A 16450-nucleotide genomic window follows, 5' to 3' on the forward strand; every position below is an offset into this window, starting at 1 on the left:
GTATTTTATATATCATTTTTTTTAATATTGGGTAATATCACTCGAACCAATAATCCTCCTTCGGGATTATTCGAGGCCATAATCTGTCCATGGTGCAATTGAATTGCTCTTGATGCGATAGCCAAACCCAAGCCATATCCTCCGGTTTTTTTTGTTCTGGAGGTATCTACTCGATAAAATGGATTAAATATTCTCTCTAATTGATCTGGTGGTACACCGGGCCCTTTATCAGTAATATCAATATAAATTGAATCTTTGGTCTCATTGAATTTTATTGAAACAATGACTTGCTCAGTAGCTGGCGAATAATGTAAAGCGTTGCGCACTATATTTTCTATGGCTCTATGAATTAACCGTTCATCGACTAATAAATGACATGGCTCAAGGATACCCGCTTTAACCCGAGGAGTATCCTCTCCGAATTCATAATTGGCATCTTTGATGATGTTTCGTAAAAGTACTGCGAGATCTGTATCGATTAAGTAGAGATCGGTTGTTGATTTTTCTAATCTCGCAAAATCCAATACTTCGGAAATTAAAGCGTTCAACCTGGAGCATTCTAACTCCATTCGATTAAATTCTACATCAGCTAGATGTTGTGTTTTGTTACGGCCGAGCTCGATGGCAATTTGCAGTCGCGCCAAAGGTGAACGCAGTTCATGTGAAATATCTTGCAACAATCTTTCTTTGGAACTCACTAGTGTTTCCAGCTGTTCCGCCATGCGATCAAATTCCTTACTTAATTGAGCAATCTCATCATTATGGTGTCCTCTTAAATGACCGACACGTGTATTTAATTTTCCGGTAGCAATAGATTTAGCGGCCATTCCTAAAGAGCGCAATGGTTGAGTTAAATATCGAGATAACAGATAACAGATTAAACCACTTATAAATGTTGCTAAAATGAGGCGTATAGCAAGCCCAGCCCAGGGGACGCCCACAAAATGATAGATGGGTGTTTCACTTACCGCAGCAAGTCGATAAAATTTACCCGAAGTGGATAAAATTTCATGGCTTACTATTAATTTTCCAGACTTTAGAATGCCTTCACTTAGTTGTTCCTGGAGTAGATTCTCTGCCACCTTTTTTACATTTTCGGGAGCTTCTTGGGTACCAATAATTTCCCCGGTACTTGTTAGTAAATAAACTGACATATGGCGGGAAATACCAATTTTGTTAAGCCATTTTAATAACGCAGCTTGTCTTCCCGACTCATAAGTTGCAACGGCAGCATTTGCATAACTGTCCATGAATAATTGTTCCTGGGCAGGCAAAGATGACTTTTGCACTATATGGCTGATAACCCAAGCAGTTGTGAAGATTATAAGAATTGTAGCAAGCCAAAATGAAATAAAAATTTTCCAATACAAACTACGCATTAAACATATATCCAAATCCACGAACAGTTTTCACTATGGGTTCGCCTTCAGGATTATCTCCAAGTTTATTTCTTAAATTACTGATATGAACATCGATACTCCTGTCATAGGCAGTATATTTTCTGCCAAGTGCGTATTCTGTAAGTTCTTCTTTTGAAAATGCTTGGCCTGGAGATTTAATAAGCATTTCTAAAATATTAAACTCGGCATTAGTCAGTTCAAGATAATTACCAGCCATAGTGACATGTCTTTTTGAACAGTCCACAACAATATTGTGTTGCTCAATGATTGGTCTTGAAGTAGGAATTTTTTGGGTGCGTCTTAAAATGGCGCGCAAACGAGCAACCAACTCTCGAGGGTTACAAGGCTTGGGTAAATAATCATCTGCACCTATTTCAAGCCCAACAATACGATCAATATCATCCCCCCGGGCTGTTAACATGAGGACGGGTGTTTCTAGATGTTCGCGAACTGCTTTTAATACTTCAAACCCATTTAATTTAGGGAGCATGACATCAAGAATGATCGCATCAAAAGGTTGATTCAATGCTTTTTTTACCCCATTTTCACCATCATGGACGCAAATGGCATTAAATCCCTCAGGTTCCAAATATTGAGCTAATAAATCCGTTAGTTCGATGTCATCATCAATTATGAGAATATTACCATTCATACTTCATTATGCCTTTCGTTTGTCGATACATTCCATCAATTTGATTCTTCTTGCATCCGCATTAATTATTTTAAATTCTAAAGAATCAATGGTGATGGTTTCCCCTCGTGAAGGTAAATGACCAAAGCTATTCATTACGATACCGCCTATTGTATCATAAAATTCATCACTGAAATTAGCATTAAGTTGTTCATTAAATTCATCAATAGGCATATGGGCTTTAACAATGTAATGCCCATCTTCATGTACTTTGAGGTAAGCGTCTTCATCAATATCAAATTCATCTTCAATATCACCGATGATTTGTTCGATAATGTCTTCAATCGTGACAAAACCTGAAACTTCACCATATTCATCCACAACAATAGCCATATGATTTTTATTGCTGCGAAACTCACTAAGTAAACTGTCCAGGCGCCTGCTTTCAGGAACAAATGTCGCTTGACGGCAAATATCCAATAAGTCAAAGGTTTCAAGATTTGAAGATTGATAACGCAATAAATCTTTTGCATGCAAGACGCCAATGATTTCGTCTGAATCAGGAGCAATCACAGGAAATCTTGAATGGCCTGTTTGAGTCACTGTGTTTATAATATCGCTGTAGTCCTCATCTTCTTTAATGCTTACCATTTGGTTTTTAGGTAACATAATGTCTCGTACACGCATTTTAGAAAATGAGATGGCACCTTCGATCATCGCCAATGTTTCAGCGCTAATGAGGGAGCGAATTTGAGCATCTCTTAATAAACTAACCAGTTCCTCTTGATTTTGTGGTTCTCCTTGTAGAAATTGTTTAAAACGGGCAAACCACGTACTATTATCTTCCTCTTTATTCAAGTTCAATACCCTCTGCGTCATAAGGATTAGAATATCCAAGCTCGGCTAATAATTTAATTTCAATAGCTTGCATTATGGTTGCTTCATCATCCTTAATATGATCATAGCCCAATAAATGCAATATTCCATGAATCAAAATCAATGCCCAATGAGATTCTAATGTTTTTTTTAATTGATTACTCTCATCAAATAAAACAGGCGGGCAAATGACTACATCACCCAAAAAGGGACACTCTAGCTTTATTCCAGGCGGCAATACACTAGGAAATGCTAATACATTAGTCGTTTTATTTTGCTTCCTATAGGTATTATTCAGATGGATCATCTCGTCTTGGTTCACGATGCGTACCGTGAGTTCTGCTTCTTGTTGATGATCTCTCAAAGCCAATGTCGCCCAACGGGTTAAATCCTCTTCTTTAATCGGAAGGGGATCCTCAGTTGCATTTTGAATATCGATATAATAACTCATTATTTTTTTCCAGTTGCTGCATTATCATAACAGTCAACGATTTTCGAAACTAAAGGATGTCGCACTACTTCACGACTTGTAAACGTGTGAATACTAATCCCCGATATATTTTTGAATAATCCTACTGCATGGGAGAGCCCAGAATCAATACCCTTTGGCAAATCAACCTGGGTCATATCCCCTGTAATCACAGCTTTTGAACCAAACCCCATACGAGTTAAAAACATTTTCATTTGCATAATCGTTGTATTTTGTGCTTCATCAAGTATGATGAATGATTCATTTAAAGTTCGCCCGCGCATAAATGCTAATGGCAAAACTTCTATGATGTCAGTTTGAATTAATTTTTGAGTCTCTTTAAAGCCAATCATTTCATACAGTGCATCATAGATAGGTCTTAAGTAAGGAAGAACCTTTTCCACCAAATCCCCTGGAAGGAATCCTAATTTTTCGCCTGCTTCAACTGCTGGTCTTACAAAAATCAATCGTTGTACTTCACCTTTTTCAAAACATTGTATTGCTTTTGAAACCGCTAAATATGTTTTTCCAGTTCCGGCAGGACCTACAGCGAAGGTGATGTCATGATGATCAATTGCATCAAGAAAATCAGCCTGTTTGTTATTTCGTGCGGCGATAGATTTCCGAGATAATTTAACATGATGAATATTGTGAACCATTATTTTTTGATTTTCCTCAACAAAGTTATATTATACTAGTAGTATAGTAGTCTAATAAATTTTTTGACCTCATAATTTAAAGTATGTAAGAATAGAGCAGAAAGCTCATCTTCTGCAAGATTTATGATACAATCGTCCTTTTTGAAATAATGCTTATCCATGATTGACCTCCATTGCCACAGCAATTTTTCTGATGGAATTCTAAGTCCAAAAGAATTAATACAAAGAGCCCATAATCTTAATATAAGATGCTTGTCACTAACGGACCATGATACGGTCGCAGGGTACACCGAATTATTGAGGGCGGCGTCGGATACTTCAATTAAAATAATCAATGGAATCGAATTTAGTGCTCGATGGAAAAAACATGAATTACACATTTTAGGATATCATTTTAAACACACTGAAGACTTCTTTGCACTCATCCAACGTCAAAATCAAAGCAGGGTACTGCGTGCTCAACAAATAGGCTCTACTTTAGAAACATTTGGCATTAAGGAAGCCTATTCAAAAGCTTGTAATTTAGCAGGTCATGATCGAGTGGGCAGACCTCATTTTGCACAATTACTTGTAAATGAGGGTAAGGCGAAGGATATGGCTTCTGCTTTTAAAAAATTTTTGGGAAGAGGTAAGGGAGCCTATGTTCCAACTCTTTGGATTAGTGTTCAAGAAGCTGTAGAAGGTATCATTGCTGCGGGGGGGCAGGCAGTTATAGCGCACCCTCTCAAATACGGATTGACGCGTACAAAATTGCATGAGTTAATTAACGAATTTAAAGAGGCAGGCGGAGTTGGTATAGAAGTGGTTTCAGGTGAAATGACAGTTACTGAAGTGAAGGAAATGGCAGCAACATGTCTTCGTTTTCGTTTGTTAGCTTCTTCTGGTTCAGATTATCATGGTGATAAGGCTTCACGAGTACATCTTGGAAGTCAAAAGCAATTACCAGTAAACTGTACACCGATTTGGCATGATTGGAATATTTAACAGGGGACTTTATGAGTCAGTTTTTTGCATTACATCCTGATAACCCGCAAGCTCGTTTATTGAGAAAAGCAGTCAAAATTATCGAGGATGGAGGGTTGATTGTATATCCTACCGACTCCGGTTACGCGCTGGGCTGCGGCTTGGGAAACAAAGCAGCGCTTGAGCGAATTAGAAGATTACGGCAATTGGGTAAGAATCATAATATGACATTAGTATGCCGTGATTTGTCTGAGCTGGGTACCTATGCACGGGTGTCAAATCCCATATTTCGATTATTAAAGGCTTTCACGCCTGGTTCTTATACTTTTATTCTTAATGCAACCCAGGAAGTTCCTCGTCTTATGTTGCATCCAAAAAGGAAAACACTGGGATTGCGTGTTCCTGACAATACAATTACCCTTGCATTATTAGAATGTCTCGAAGCACCATTAATGAGTTCAACATTAATTTTACCCGGTGCAAAAGCCCCATTAAGTGAGCCAGAAGCTATTCGTGATCTTCTTGGAAATCAAATTGATTTAGTCATTGATGGAGGACATTGTGGTCAAGAACCTACCACTGTGATTGATTTAACTGGTGATTATCCAGTGATAATAAGGGAGGGTAAAGGTGATCCCGAACCCTTTAGATAATAGACCTTTTGAAATGCTGTAGCGGAAAAAATTTACTCATCCTAATGAAGGTTGGCTGGATGAATGGCGTGTTTATTTTAGAAGAGCATGCCGTATGCTATTATTCTTCTCTACTGTTTTTTTAAGATGTCTCGTTAATTACTATTTAGAAGAGGGTATTGATGTCAGCATTATTTAGTTCCAATAAACGAGTTGTTTCTGGAATGCGGGTCAGTGGCAGATTACATTTAGGCCATTACCATGGTGTAATAAAAAATTGGATTAAATTACAACATCAATATGATTGCTTCTTTTTTGCTGCTGATTGGCATGGCTTAACCACACAGTACGAAGAAACCGATTTCATAGAAAGACACCTCTGGGATATGATCGTGGACTGGCTTGCTTGTGGTGTTAATCCAGGGCTGTCAAGGATATTTATTCAATCCTGGGTTCCTGAACATGCAGAGTTGCATTTATTATTATCTATGATAACTCCTTTAGGATGGTTAGAGCGTGTACCTAGTTTTAAAGATCAGCAAGAAAAATTAAAGGAAAAAGATTTATCAACTTATGGATTTTTAGGTTACCCCTTATTACAAAGTGCGGATGTTTTAATTTACCATGCGGATTATGTACCTGTCGGTGAAGATCAAGTCTCCCATATTGAATTAACCAGAGAGATTGCCCGTCGATTTAATCATATATATGGAAAAGAACCGAATTTTGAGGAGCTGGCGGCCGAAGCAATTAAAAAAATGGGAAAAAAGAACAGTAAATACTATATCGATTTACGACGGCAATTCCAGGAACTTGGGAATCATGAAGCCATTAAAACAGCGCAAGCTCTTTTAGAAGACCAATCAAATTTATCTATTGGTGATAAAGAACGTTTATTAGGTTATTTAGAAGGAAGTGGTAAAATTATTTTACCTGAGCCTCATCCCTTACTTACTGAGACAGCAAAGATGCCAGGTTTGGATGGTCAAAAAATGTCAAAGTCTTACCACAACACCATCATGCTCAGAGAGCCTCCCGAACAGGTTGAAAAAAAGGTAATGACCATGCCCACAGACCCTGCCCGAGTCAAACGAACTGATCCGGGAGAGCCTGAAAAATGTCCCGTTTGGCAATTCCATAAAATTTACTCGAACGATGAGGTTAAGGATTGGGTTCAAAAAGGATGCCGCTCTGCTGGAATAGGCTGTATAGAATGCAAAAGACCAGTTGTTGATGCCATCAATGAGGAATTAAAACCCATTCAAGAATCAATTGTCGAATATGAATCGGATATGAGTTTAGTAAAACGAATTGTTTCTGAAGGAAGTGAGTCAGCACGAGAAGTAGCTTGTAAGAATTTGAGTACAGTCCGGGAAGTTATGGGACTTGACTATTAATGCAAAAAATTTGTATGACATTTTTCAATGTAAAAAACTGGATAATTAAATGGTTTACCCAGGTCATGCTTTCATGTCTGAATGATAATTCTCTATTTAGCTTATTTCTTAATAGTAAATTGAGGGATAACCGTGTAAGAATAGGTTATTAATATGGATATTGAGGTATCAAAAAAACTTGAGGTTAAAGCAGTCGTAGAGGGAAGGGAAATAACGGAGCTTCCAGATGATTTATTCATTCCACCTGATGCACTGGAAGTACTACTCGATTCATTTAGCGGCCCTCTTGACTTACTTTTATATCTTATAAAAAAACAAAATATTGATATATTAGATATTCCCATAGTAACCATTACCAAACAATATTTACATTACATTCAACTCATGGAATTAAAGCGACTAGAGTTGGCAGCGGATTATTTACTTATGGCCGCAATGCTTGCGGAAATAAAATCCCGTTTGTTATTGCCAACACTACCTTCTAGTGAAGAGAATGAGGAAGAAGACCCTCGCATGAGCTTAGTACGAAAACTCCAAGCTTATGAGCAAATAAAAATAGCAGCAGAATTGATTGATGCACTGCCCAGACAAGAACGCGATCATTTTACCATTCATATAGTGCCTACTGAAATGGAACGAATCATAGTTCATCCTGAAGTAAGTTTGGAAGATTTAATTGAAACAATGAAAACCATCTTGCAAAGAGAAGAGCAGACGAGCCATCATAAAGTGTCGAGGGAAACTCTATCGGTTCGGGAGCGTATGAGTCACATTTTATTACAACTCCAGGATCATAAATCATTAGGATTTCAGCAGTTATTTTCTATTCAAGAAGGACGTTTAGGACTGATCGTTTCCTTGTTGGCTATTTTAGAATTGGCAAGACAATCGCTTATTATCATTACTCAGAATGATGCATTTTCTCCAATCTATCTACAGGCAGCATAATAATGGATGAAAAAGAATTAAAGAATATTATTGAAGTATTACTGCTAAGCTCAAACGTGCCCTTATCTTTAGATAAGTTATTAGAAGTTTTTGACGAATGGCAAAAGCCTTCCAAAGAGCACCTCAGTGTCCTTATTAATGAATTAAGAGAAGAATATGCAGCTCGATCTTTTGAGTTGACCCAAGTTGCAACAGGTTACATCATACAAACAAAAAAAGAATACAGCCACTGGGTTGCCCGTATGCAAATAGAAAAGCCTACCAAATATTCTCGGGCTTTACTTGAAACTTTAGCTATTATTGCTTATAAGCAACCAGTTACACGAGCAGATATTGAAGAGTTACGGGGTGTGGCTGTAAATAGCCAAATAATGAAAACATTATTGGAAAGAGAATGGATACGTATCTCGGGGTATAAGAATGTACCTGGAAAACCCGCAGTATATACAACAACAAGAGAATTTTTAAATTATTTTAATTTAAAATACTTGAACGAACTTCCAACTTTACCTGAAGTCGTGGAAGCTTTAACAATACATAACCCTAGTGAAGAGTATATTACCGAATGAGCAGCGAGAGGTTACAAAAAATATTAAGTCAAGCAGGCCTTGGTTCCCGTCGAGAAATGGAACGTTGGATTGAAAATGGTTGGGTTCAAGTCAATGGAAAACCTGCAAAAATTGGTGATTCAGCAAGTTCTGAAGACAAAATCACGGTCAAAGGAAAATTAATCAATAATCCGTTAAAAGTTCGGCAAAATATACGTATTTTGCTTTATCACAAACCTGTGGGTGAAATTTCGAGTCGTCATGATCCCAAATTTGAAAAAACAGTTTTTGATCATCTTCCTCATCTGCGGCAAGGTCGGTGGGTTCAAGTCGGTCGTTTGGATTTGAATACCTCTGGTTTGCTCATATTTACCAATAACGGAGATTTAGCGAATCAGCTAATGCATCCTAAATATGGATTAGAAAGAGAATACGCGGTTAGAGTACATGGTCAAATCAGTGCTGAAGCATTGAATAATTTGCAAAAAGGGGTTGAGTTGGATGATGGCATTGCCCGGTTTATGCGTATGGAATTTCGTGGAGGCGAGGGAACAAATTCCTGGTATCATGTGACCTTAAATGAAGGACGAAATCGAGAAGTACGACGTTTATGGGAATCACAAGGTGTTGAGGTAAGTCGTTTGATACGCATTCGCTATGGTATGTTAACTATGCCTAGATTTTTATCCCGTGGACAATGTTATGAATTAACGCCCAAAGAGGTTACTGAGTTTTTAGCTTCTTTGCCTAAGTAATACAATGTAATTCTTACGATTTTTTTGGTGCAACAGCTATGAATCTAGGGTCATTTATTATAGGTTTAAAACTCCAATTCTTTTGCTTTTGCACCTAGACTACCACTTTATGCCGTATATTGGTGGTTTTTAAAAGGTTTTAGGGATTCGGAGATTTGTTGATATAACTCCGGAAGCCACCTGGGTTGAGCAAAGGTGGATGTGGATGGTTTATCCTTACGTAAATCATTTGGTGCAATGATAACCTGAATGTGACTCAAGCCAACACGGCGGGCTAATATAAAGAGCTGGTCTATAGCCAAATCTCCTACCGCGAGGCAACCTACAGACAAGTTTTTTCCATGTATAAAAATGTTGTTACCTAAATTTTTCCTTCCATCCTGATAACCTTTTTGTTTGTCAAAATTGTTTGGATAATTTATCATCATTGATAAATGCATGCTGCTAAATGGATTGAAGTTAACCAGCCTGTAAACTCCTTCGGGAATTTGTCTGTCATTTTCACGCAGTTTTGGACCTAATTGGCCGCTAAATCCAGTTAAAGGATAGTCATGAATATGCTTCCATGTGTCTTCTGCATTTTTGGCCCATAGCTCAACTGTTCTTTCTGATTTAAATGCGAGCAAAGCAATATCACTTGGAGGGTAATTCACTCCCGCTTTTGTGAAATAAGATTTGAGCTGGGGTTCTACTCGTAAACCATAACGTTTGACGGCCTTGTCTACCGCATTATCCCAATCGACTTTTGGCGCCATAGCATAATTATTGAAACTCCAAATCATAAGGATAAAAGCGAATAACCTTTTCATATACATTCTAAGTTGATGAATTAAATGAATATTATCAAATAATAATCCAAAGAACAATTTAACCTCCATTAACCAGATCAGCCCTGAACCGTAGCTCTTAGAGCAGTAATCTTTATAATCCGTAGGAAGGAACTTATCAAGAGTGTTAGCTTTTATTTTTGTATTTTAATAGCAGCTGTTTTTTTATAGGTAATGGTAACTGTGTTGCTACAAAATCAGGGCTCGTTGCTAATTGACCTATAGAGGGAAATAAACCATAGTGATTGGGGCATAGATAACCTACCAAGCCCTTTGTGTTTATTTTATAAAATACATACTTATTCTCACAATAATCGGGCTTATCAAAGAGGGCCACTTGCATAATAGGGGTTCCCTCCATTTTATCCGCTACAAAGTAAGCATTAATCCAAAGATTGCTTATAAAAATAAAAACACCGACTATCAAGAAAGCAATAATCAAAGCATACGTATATTTGAATGTAGGACCATAATGACTTAGATGAAAAATAATACTGATAACCGCCATGAGTAGGACAGCTAAATTAAACGAATATATTCCTGCATGGAAATAATTGAAATAGGTTCCGAAAATTTGATTTCCAGAAAATTGAAAGTGAATAATTAAAGCGATAAGACTCAGCCAAAGAGATGAAATGATGTAGGAAACTGCATTTCTTTTAAGTCCGATAATTAAGAGTATTAAAGCGAAGAATGGAAAAAAGGTTAAAATTATTTTTCCCAGCATATTCATTGAGCATACTCTCAAATCCATCAATTCCTTCATTTATATCAGCATTTTCTGTTTTTGCCTAGGACAATATATCAAATAAAAGAAGAACGGTTCTCTCATCTTTATGGGTAACTTTTCCAGCATAATTTTATCTTCATAATTATCTGCTAATATAAACCTTATAGTGAGCACTAAATGTACATAGAGATTTAAAATTATAATTATTTAGGTTTTTTATTTAGATTGAGATGATTATGCTGGCGAAAAGAGAAGAATTATATAATCAAATAGGAAAGGCACTAAATCCAGAGGATAATTTAACAATAAAAGATCGTATGAATCTTTTATTTTCTGCGCTCTATGAGTTAGATGAAACGACCAGGAACAAAGGGGATGAAGCATATACAAAAGATTTGTATGAATCAGTTATAGATGAAGTAAAAAATGCAACTGATTTAGCGATGAAAGATCCTGACAATGCTGAAAAAAGGGAAAAGGATATTGAATCAAAAGAAAGGGTAAAAGCCGTACGAAAAAAAGAAAATGAAATTACAGCCAACCTTATAGATATGATTAAGAAAACAGCAAATTCAAACAATGAAGCCATTAATGCTGTAAGAAGTGTATTGACTGCGGTGATGAGAAATCCTGAATACTATGGGTTTAGTTCGAAAATGAGACCTGTTCTCAACAAGCTCTACCAGGATATATCTATTATTCCAAAACATGCTATACCTGGTGAGGAGGAAAGGACAAAAAAATATTTGGAGGAATATTTAAATATAAAAATGAATTCTTCCAGAGCAATGTTTACTTCTGAAATATCTTATTATTTTACTTTAAAGCTGAATAGAATCTTTAATAAATTTGAAGAGACAGTGGAAAAAAATGTACTAATTCTATTCTCGCAAAGACAAGGAATGACACAAGATGATATTCCTAATCATCTAATTGCTGAAAACTCTAAAGCCAGTCTAAGTGACTATTTAAATTGTTCTAACCGGTTATTAGAAAACAGACCAGAACTTCAAGAGCAATATAATGCTCTGAAATATGAGGAAAGGCTTAAGCAAGCACCGAAGACTTTACAAGAAATTAAATTATACATAGAAACAACTCCTTGGGAATTAGGAAAATGGGGAAGTAAATCAAAAATCACCGTAGAAGGAAAAGAGAAGGCAGTTCCCAACCATATTAATCAAATCTATGAAAAAATATTATTTGCCCAAAAAAATCCAAATGAAGCTCTGAATACATTAAAAGAAATACATGAGATTTCTCAAAAAGCGCTTAAGGACAAACCTGTTTTATTTAGTAGCTTTAGAGAGCGGTTTAGATCCACCACAAGGGCTTATGAAGAAATTGAGCAGAAAAGCCGTGGTATGAAATTATGATTTTAGAACATGGTTTGAGTTTATTTAAATAAAATTATAAAAGCTGCCTATCAGTCCACATAAAATGAAACACTCTATTTGATTTTAATTAATGTTAAGAAAGGCTGTGTTGGATAAATGGTTGGTTTAATCATAGAATCCGGAAATTTAATCTGTTTCACTAAAAAGGAATTTTTAATTGGAAACATGTAATTTACTGGATTGATTAAATTAGGGAAATATCCTATGTTGTCCTTCTGCTTGTTTAATTGCTTGGATGGATGGATACTACCTATCCATAATGGTTGGTTTAAATTTTGTAAATTATAGCTTGATTCCCAAATTCTAAATTCTAATATTAAATTTGTTTTTGGATCGTTATAAGTCATAATCAGCATCGGTGCTTTATTATCATATAATTGAGTCAACAATGGCAATTTGATACTGTTTGATTGCTTATTCATCCGCATGAGCAAATTCGCATAAAATGATACATCGTGTGTTTTCCATCCATTTTCCTCTAGAACTTTTTGTAGTGCATCTAAATTGCCGGCAAATTGGATATTTAAGAAACCAATCCTTTTTCCTACCCTGCTCAATTGATAAATTGGAAGAATTGGTTTCTCTTGTTCCCACCAGGACTTTTCACTTAATGTAATCTGCTTATAATATGGTGTATGGTTATAAGCCAGATTTTTAAAATTAATATAAGTTGCGGTTACTGAAGAGAGAAGGATTACCATTAAAGAGATAAAAATAAATAAAGATGGGTGTATTGTTTTTTGAATAGGAAAATTGAGCTTTCGGTAAATTAAGCCATGTGTTAAGCAAATTGCCGTACCCAAAAGGTACGATGCCACAACATCTGTCAACCAGTAATCCCCTAAATAAAGAGATGCGAGGCCACTTAATGATAGAATAGAATATACAAAAGACTTTGCCATACCTCTAAATACAGTATAAGTATTACTAATGTAAAATAAAAGAAAACCATAAAAGGCTGTAGCAATCAATAAATTAGCTGCAGGAAAAGAAGAACCTGGCATTAGAACTAAAATTCCAGGTGGTCGTGGACTGTGGACAAGGTATGTTAACGATAGAGCAATAACACTGCTCGTGAGTAAAAGGCTGCATAAAAAAATGATGGTTTGTCGATTTTTATGATAAAAAAACCAGAAAACACACGTTATAAAAAGACTGAAAATGGTTGTTGTAGAAGTTAGTTGCGTACAAAATATAAAGAATAATTTAAATGTAGGTGTATTAAGGCTTTGTAGAAGTAAATGCATGGGGGTATTAATTCCTGCAAGGCAATTGGTTGCCGCAGTCAATAACAACAAGATGAGAAATAGAATGAAGCAAGTCAATGATATCAATACAAATGACGCTGTAGGGTAGTGATTGGTTTCATCATTAGGCGTCACCGCATTATAGAGATAAAGCCCATATTTGTTATTTTTTAGTTTCAACCAAAAACGATGTAAATAAATCCTTGAAAATGAATTCAGTATTTTAATCATCCATTTGATAAATAGACTTAAAAGCCAAATTCCGGCGAGTAGAATAAGTATCAAAATAAACAATCGTGTGGCACTTTCGGTTGATAACTCATGCCCTGCAGCACCGATAACGACACCAGGCATAACATACAAAATTGACCATCCAATCGCAGATAAAAAATTCGCTAAAAAAAAGCGCCATTGTTTCATATGCATAATTCCTGCAATAACAGGAATAATTGAACGCAAAGGACCAACGAATCGTCCTATCAAAACACTTTTACCCCCATGTGTTTTAAAAAAATCTTTACCGTATTGGATCCATTTAGGATATTTGCTAAATGGCCAAATTTCGGTTAATCGATCACTGTAATAATAACCCAGAAGATAACTTAGACTATCACCAGCTACAGCGCCTAAGATAGCTGCTGCTAATGTTAAATCAATCCGCATAATGCCCGTGCCAGCAAGAATACCTATAGCGGTCATAGTCACGCTGCCCGGCACGATACTCCCTATAATTGCCAATGATTCAGTTAAGGAGACGGTAAAAGTAATAAATAAAGCCCAGTGCGGGTTTTGTTGCAACCAATTTGTCAGCGGCTGTACATAGTCTACGAAGAGATTCATCTTTCTCAGGAATAAAATTGTTGCAGAAAATATTGCACAAAATGCTGATTGACTTCATCAATTTGTATTGCAGGAACATAATGGGCTATTTGGGTCATTTCCATTTTTGCAAATCCACAAGGATTTATTCCTGAAAAAGGTTTCAAGTCCATATCAACATTAAGGGCAATTCCATGATAAGTACAACCGTTTTTTACTCTTAAACCGATGGAAGCAATTTTTCTTTCATTCACGTAAACACCTGGCGCACCACAACGAATAGATGATTCTATCTGATATTCTTCTAGAACATACATTAGTACTCGTTCAAGTTTACTCACAAGAGATCTTATTCCTAAATTACGTCTGCGAATGTCCATTAAAACATAAGCTACCAACTGTCCAGGTCCATGATAAGTCACTTGTCCCCCGCGATCGGATTGTACCACGGGTATCGACGAAGGATTTAAGATATGCTCTGGCTTTCCCGCTTGACCTTGAGTATAGACAGGAAAGTGTTCTAAAAGCCACAGCTCATCTTGAGTATTATCCTGACGTTCAAGTGTAAAATCTTTCATTTTAAGCCAAACATCAGTGTAAGTTTGAGTACCTAGCTGCCGAATATTCATTATTATAGAACCATTTTTACTTCAGGATGTTGGGTTATTTCTCTATAAAATGCATCAAGTATGTCTTGGTTTTCAGCAAATACAGTGACAGTAATTGCTAAATAATTGGAGTCTTTACTCAATTTATGTGTCAATGCGTCCTCATTCATATTAGGAAAGTGAGTAATGGTAGTCTGCCTGATTTCTTCAATAAAAACTGAATTATTATTCCCTATTATTTTTATTGGAAAATAACAGGGAAATTCAATAAGGGTTTGTTTTGTCATCTTATGAGCCAAACCAACGTCTAAACGCCAAACGAATTGAATCTTTCGTTCGTGTATAAAAGCCACCCGCCTCAATATCTTGAAGTGTATAAAGCGGTCGCGTTGAAACGACATTATTATCAAATTGTACAACCAAATCGCCTATTTTATCCCCCTTTTTAATAGGCGCTTCTAGATATGAGGGGATTTTTGTGGAAATATTAAGACGTTGATATTGCCCTGTAGGAATTGTGATATATTGATCCTCATTCAAACCTATACTTATTTTATCAGTTTGACCTTTGTAAAGAGGGAGATCTGAAATTGCTTGTCCAGATTTATAAAGTTGGTGCGTTTCAAAAAATCTAAATCCATAATTCAATAGTTTTTCACTATCATCTGCACGAGAAGAATCACTTGGTTCACCAAGAACTACTGCAAGTAAACGCATGTTGTCTCTTTTTGCAGAAGATACCAGGCAAAATCCTGCTTCATTTGTATGGCCAGTCTTTATGCCGTCTACTTGGTTATCACGCCAGAGTAAACGATTTCTATTGGGTTGCCGAATTCCATTATAAGTAAACCATTTTTGTTTATACCAATCGTAATATTGTGGAAAATCGTTGACTAATGCTCTCCCTAAAATGGCCAGATCTTTCGCAGTTGTGTATAAATTTGGGTCAGGTAATCCGGTGCTATCAGTGAAGTGACTGTTTTTCATACCTAGATTCTGAGCTTGTTGATTCATAAGATCAGTGAATGAATTTTCAGTACCGCCCAGATGCTCTGCCATGGCAACACAAGCATCATTTCCGGAATCAACAATAATTCCTTTTAGTAAATCTTCTACAGGAACTTGTTGGCCTTCCTTGATGAACATGCGTGAGCCCCCCGTTTTCCATGCATCGCGGCTCACTCTAACGGTATCAGTCAGATGAATTTGTTCATGATGTAACGCATTTGAAATGACATATAATGTCATCATTTTGGTTAAACTGGCAGGAGGTAGGCGCTCTTCACTGTTTTTTTCCGCTATAATTTTGCCGCTGTTTACATCAATTAATATGTATGCTTTTGCATTAAGGACAGGAGGTGCAGGAGTAACTAATGGTTTGTTATTAATTGTTGGTGAGGGCCTATCAAGTTCTGCTGTGGGTTTTGTAGGTAACGTACCTTCCTCGGCTAAAGAGTTGGTTGATTGTACAAATAAAGTAATTATAAATAATGTTGTTAATAAGATAGACGTTGTTCTTGTCATGTTGTTACCTAGTCCTATTG

The 16450-nt window shown here is 36.4% G+C and carries 18 protein-coding genes; 7 read left to right on the forward strand and 11 right to left on the reverse strand.

Features of this window, described 5'->3' with window-relative positions; all coding sequences use genetic code 11:
• Positions 1–5 precede the first annotated feature (5 nt).
• Genes cpxA through BU07_RS0109795 form a run of 5 tightly spaced genes read right to left on the reverse strand, consistent with a single transcriptional unit; the run spans position 6 to position 4035 of the window.
• Entirely contained in the window at positions 6–1379 is a 1374-nt protein-coding gene (gene cpxA / locus BU07_RS0109775; protein WP_031565591.1) for a two-component system sensor histidine kinase CpxA, read from the reverse strand.
• Positions 1372–2052: a two-component system response regulator CpxR gene (gene cpxR, locus BU07_RS0109780; RefSeq protein WP_031565593.1), complete on the reverse strand. Its 681-nt coding sequence runs from the start codon at positions 2050–2052 to the stop codon at positions 1372–1374. The genes cpxA and cpxR overlap by 8 nt, the downstream gene beginning before the upstream one ends.
• A gap of 6 nt (positions 2053–2058) precedes the next feature.
• Positions 2059–2910, reverse strand: a complete 852-nt coding sequence (locus BU07_RS0109785) for a CorC family transporter (RefSeq protein ID WP_031565594.1) — start codon at positions 2908–2910, stop codon at positions 2059–2061.
• Positions 2882–3358, reverse strand: coding sequence for an rRNA maturation RNase YbeY (ybeY, locus tag BU07_RS0109790; RefSeq protein ID WP_031565596.1), 477 nt, complete (start codon positions 3356–3358; stop codon positions 2882–2884). The genes BU07_RS0109785 and ybeY overlap by 29 nt, the downstream gene beginning before the upstream one ends.
• Positions 3358–4035 (reverse strand): PhoH family protein, encoded by a 678-nt coding sequence (locus tag BU07_RS0109795; protein WP_084157833.1) that lies wholly within the window; start codon positions 4033–4035, stop codon positions 3358–3360. The genes ybeY and BU07_RS0109795 overlap by 1 nt, the downstream gene beginning before the upstream one ends.
• 159 nt (positions 4036–4194) lie before the next feature.
• Here BU07_RS0109795 and BU07_RS0109805 point away from each other — a divergent pair, with 159 nt between their 5' ends.
• From BU07_RS0109805 to rluB, 6 genes are all read left to right on the forward strand, one after another.
• Complete coding sequence (locus BU07_RS0109805; RefSeq protein WP_031565600.1) at positions 4195–5019, forward strand: PHP domain-containing protein; 825 nt, start codon at positions 4195–4197, stop codon at positions 5017–5019.
• 11 nt (positions 5020–5030) lie between these two features.
• Positions 5031–5651 (forward strand): L-threonylcarbamoyladenylate synthase, encoded by a 621-nt coding sequence (locus BU07_RS0109810; protein ID WP_031565601.1) that lies wholly within the window; start codon positions 5031–5033, stop codon positions 5649–5651.
• Positions 5652–5812: 161 nt separating this feature from the next.
• Positions 5813–7027 carry a tryptophan--tRNA ligase gene (locus BU07_RS0109815; protein WP_031565603.1) on the forward strand — a complete coding sequence of 405 codons (1215 nt, stop codon included), beginning with the start codon at positions 5813–5815 and terminating at the stop codon, positions 7025–7027.
• Between the two features lie 153 nt (positions 7028–7180).
• A complete protein-coding gene (locus BU07_RS0109820; RefSeq protein WP_031565605.1) occupies positions 7181–7975 on the forward strand; it encodes a segregation and condensation protein A in 795 nt (264 codons plus the stop codon).
• Between the two features lie 2 nt (positions 7976–7977).
• Positions 7978–8544 (forward strand): SMC-Scp complex subunit ScpB, encoded by a 567-nt coding sequence (scpB, locus tag BU07_RS0109825; RefSeq protein WP_031565608.1) that lies wholly within the window; start codon positions 7978–7980, stop codon positions 8542–8544.
• Positions 8541–9278, forward strand: coding sequence for a 23S rRNA pseudouridine(2605) synthase RluB (rluB, locus tag BU07_RS0109830; protein WP_031565610.1), 738 nt, complete (start codon positions 8541–8543; stop codon positions 9276–9278). The genes scpB and rluB overlap by 4 nt, the downstream gene beginning before the upstream one ends.
• Before the next feature lie 107 nt (positions 9279–9385).
• Here the strand turns inward: rluB and BU07_RS0109835 are convergent, their stop codons facing one another.
• Together BU07_RS0109835 and BU07_RS0109840 are read right to left on the reverse strand one after the other, a co-directional pair.
• Positions 9386–10033 carry a L,D-transpeptidase family protein gene (locus BU07_RS0109835; RefSeq protein WP_035899094.1) on the reverse strand — a complete coding sequence of 216 codons (648 nt, stop codon included), beginning with the start codon at positions 10031–10033 and terminating at the stop codon, positions 9386–9388.
• Between the two features lie 199 nt (positions 10034–10232).
• Entirely contained in the window at positions 10233–10838 is a 606-nt protein-coding gene (locus BU07_RS0109840) for a hypothetical protein (protein WP_031565614.1), read from the reverse strand.
• Positions 10839–11071: 233 nt separating this feature from the next.
• Here BU07_RS0109840 and BU07_RS0109845 point away from each other — a divergent pair, with 233 nt between their 5' ends.
• A complete protein-coding gene (locus BU07_RS0109845; RefSeq protein ID WP_031565616.1) occupies positions 11072–12211 on the forward strand; it encodes a hypothetical protein in 1140 nt (379 codons plus the stop codon).
• Positions 12212–12285: 74 nt separating this feature from the next.
• Here the strand turns inward: BU07_RS0109845 and BU07_RS0109850 are convergent, their stop codons facing one another.
• The 4 genes from BU07_RS0109850 to BU07_RS0109865 are packed head-to-tail and all read right to left on the reverse strand — an operon-like array spanning position 12286 to position 16430.
• Complete coding sequence (locus tag BU07_RS0109850) at positions 12286–14319, reverse strand: bifunctional DedA family/phosphatase PAP2 family protein (protein WP_031565618.1); 2034 nt, start codon at positions 14317–14319, stop codon at positions 12286–12288.
• 5 nt (positions 14320–14324) lie between these two features.
• Entirely contained in the window at positions 14325–14927 is a 603-nt protein-coding gene (lipB, locus tag BU07_RS0109855; RefSeq protein ID WP_031565620.1) for a lipoyl(octanoyl) transferase LipB, read from the reverse strand.
• A 2-nt stretch (positions 14928–14929) separates the two neighbouring features.
• A complete protein-coding gene (locus BU07_RS0109860) occupies positions 14930–15193 on the reverse strand; it encodes a YbeD family protein (RefSeq protein ID WP_031565622.1) in 264 nt (87 codons plus the stop codon).
• Position 15194: 1 nt separating this feature from the next.
• Entirely contained in the window at positions 15195–16430 is a 1236-nt protein-coding gene (locus BU07_RS0109865; protein ID WP_031565624.1) for a D-alanyl-D-alanine carboxypeptidase family protein, read from the reverse strand.
• Between the last annotated feature and the right edge of the window lie 20 nt (positions 16431–16450).

Source organism: Legionella wadsworthii DSM 21896 = ATCC 33877 (genome assembly GCF_000701265.1).
Classification (GTDB): Bacteria; Pseudomonadota; Gammaproteobacteria; order Legionellales; family Legionellaceae; genus Legionella; species Legionella wadsworthii.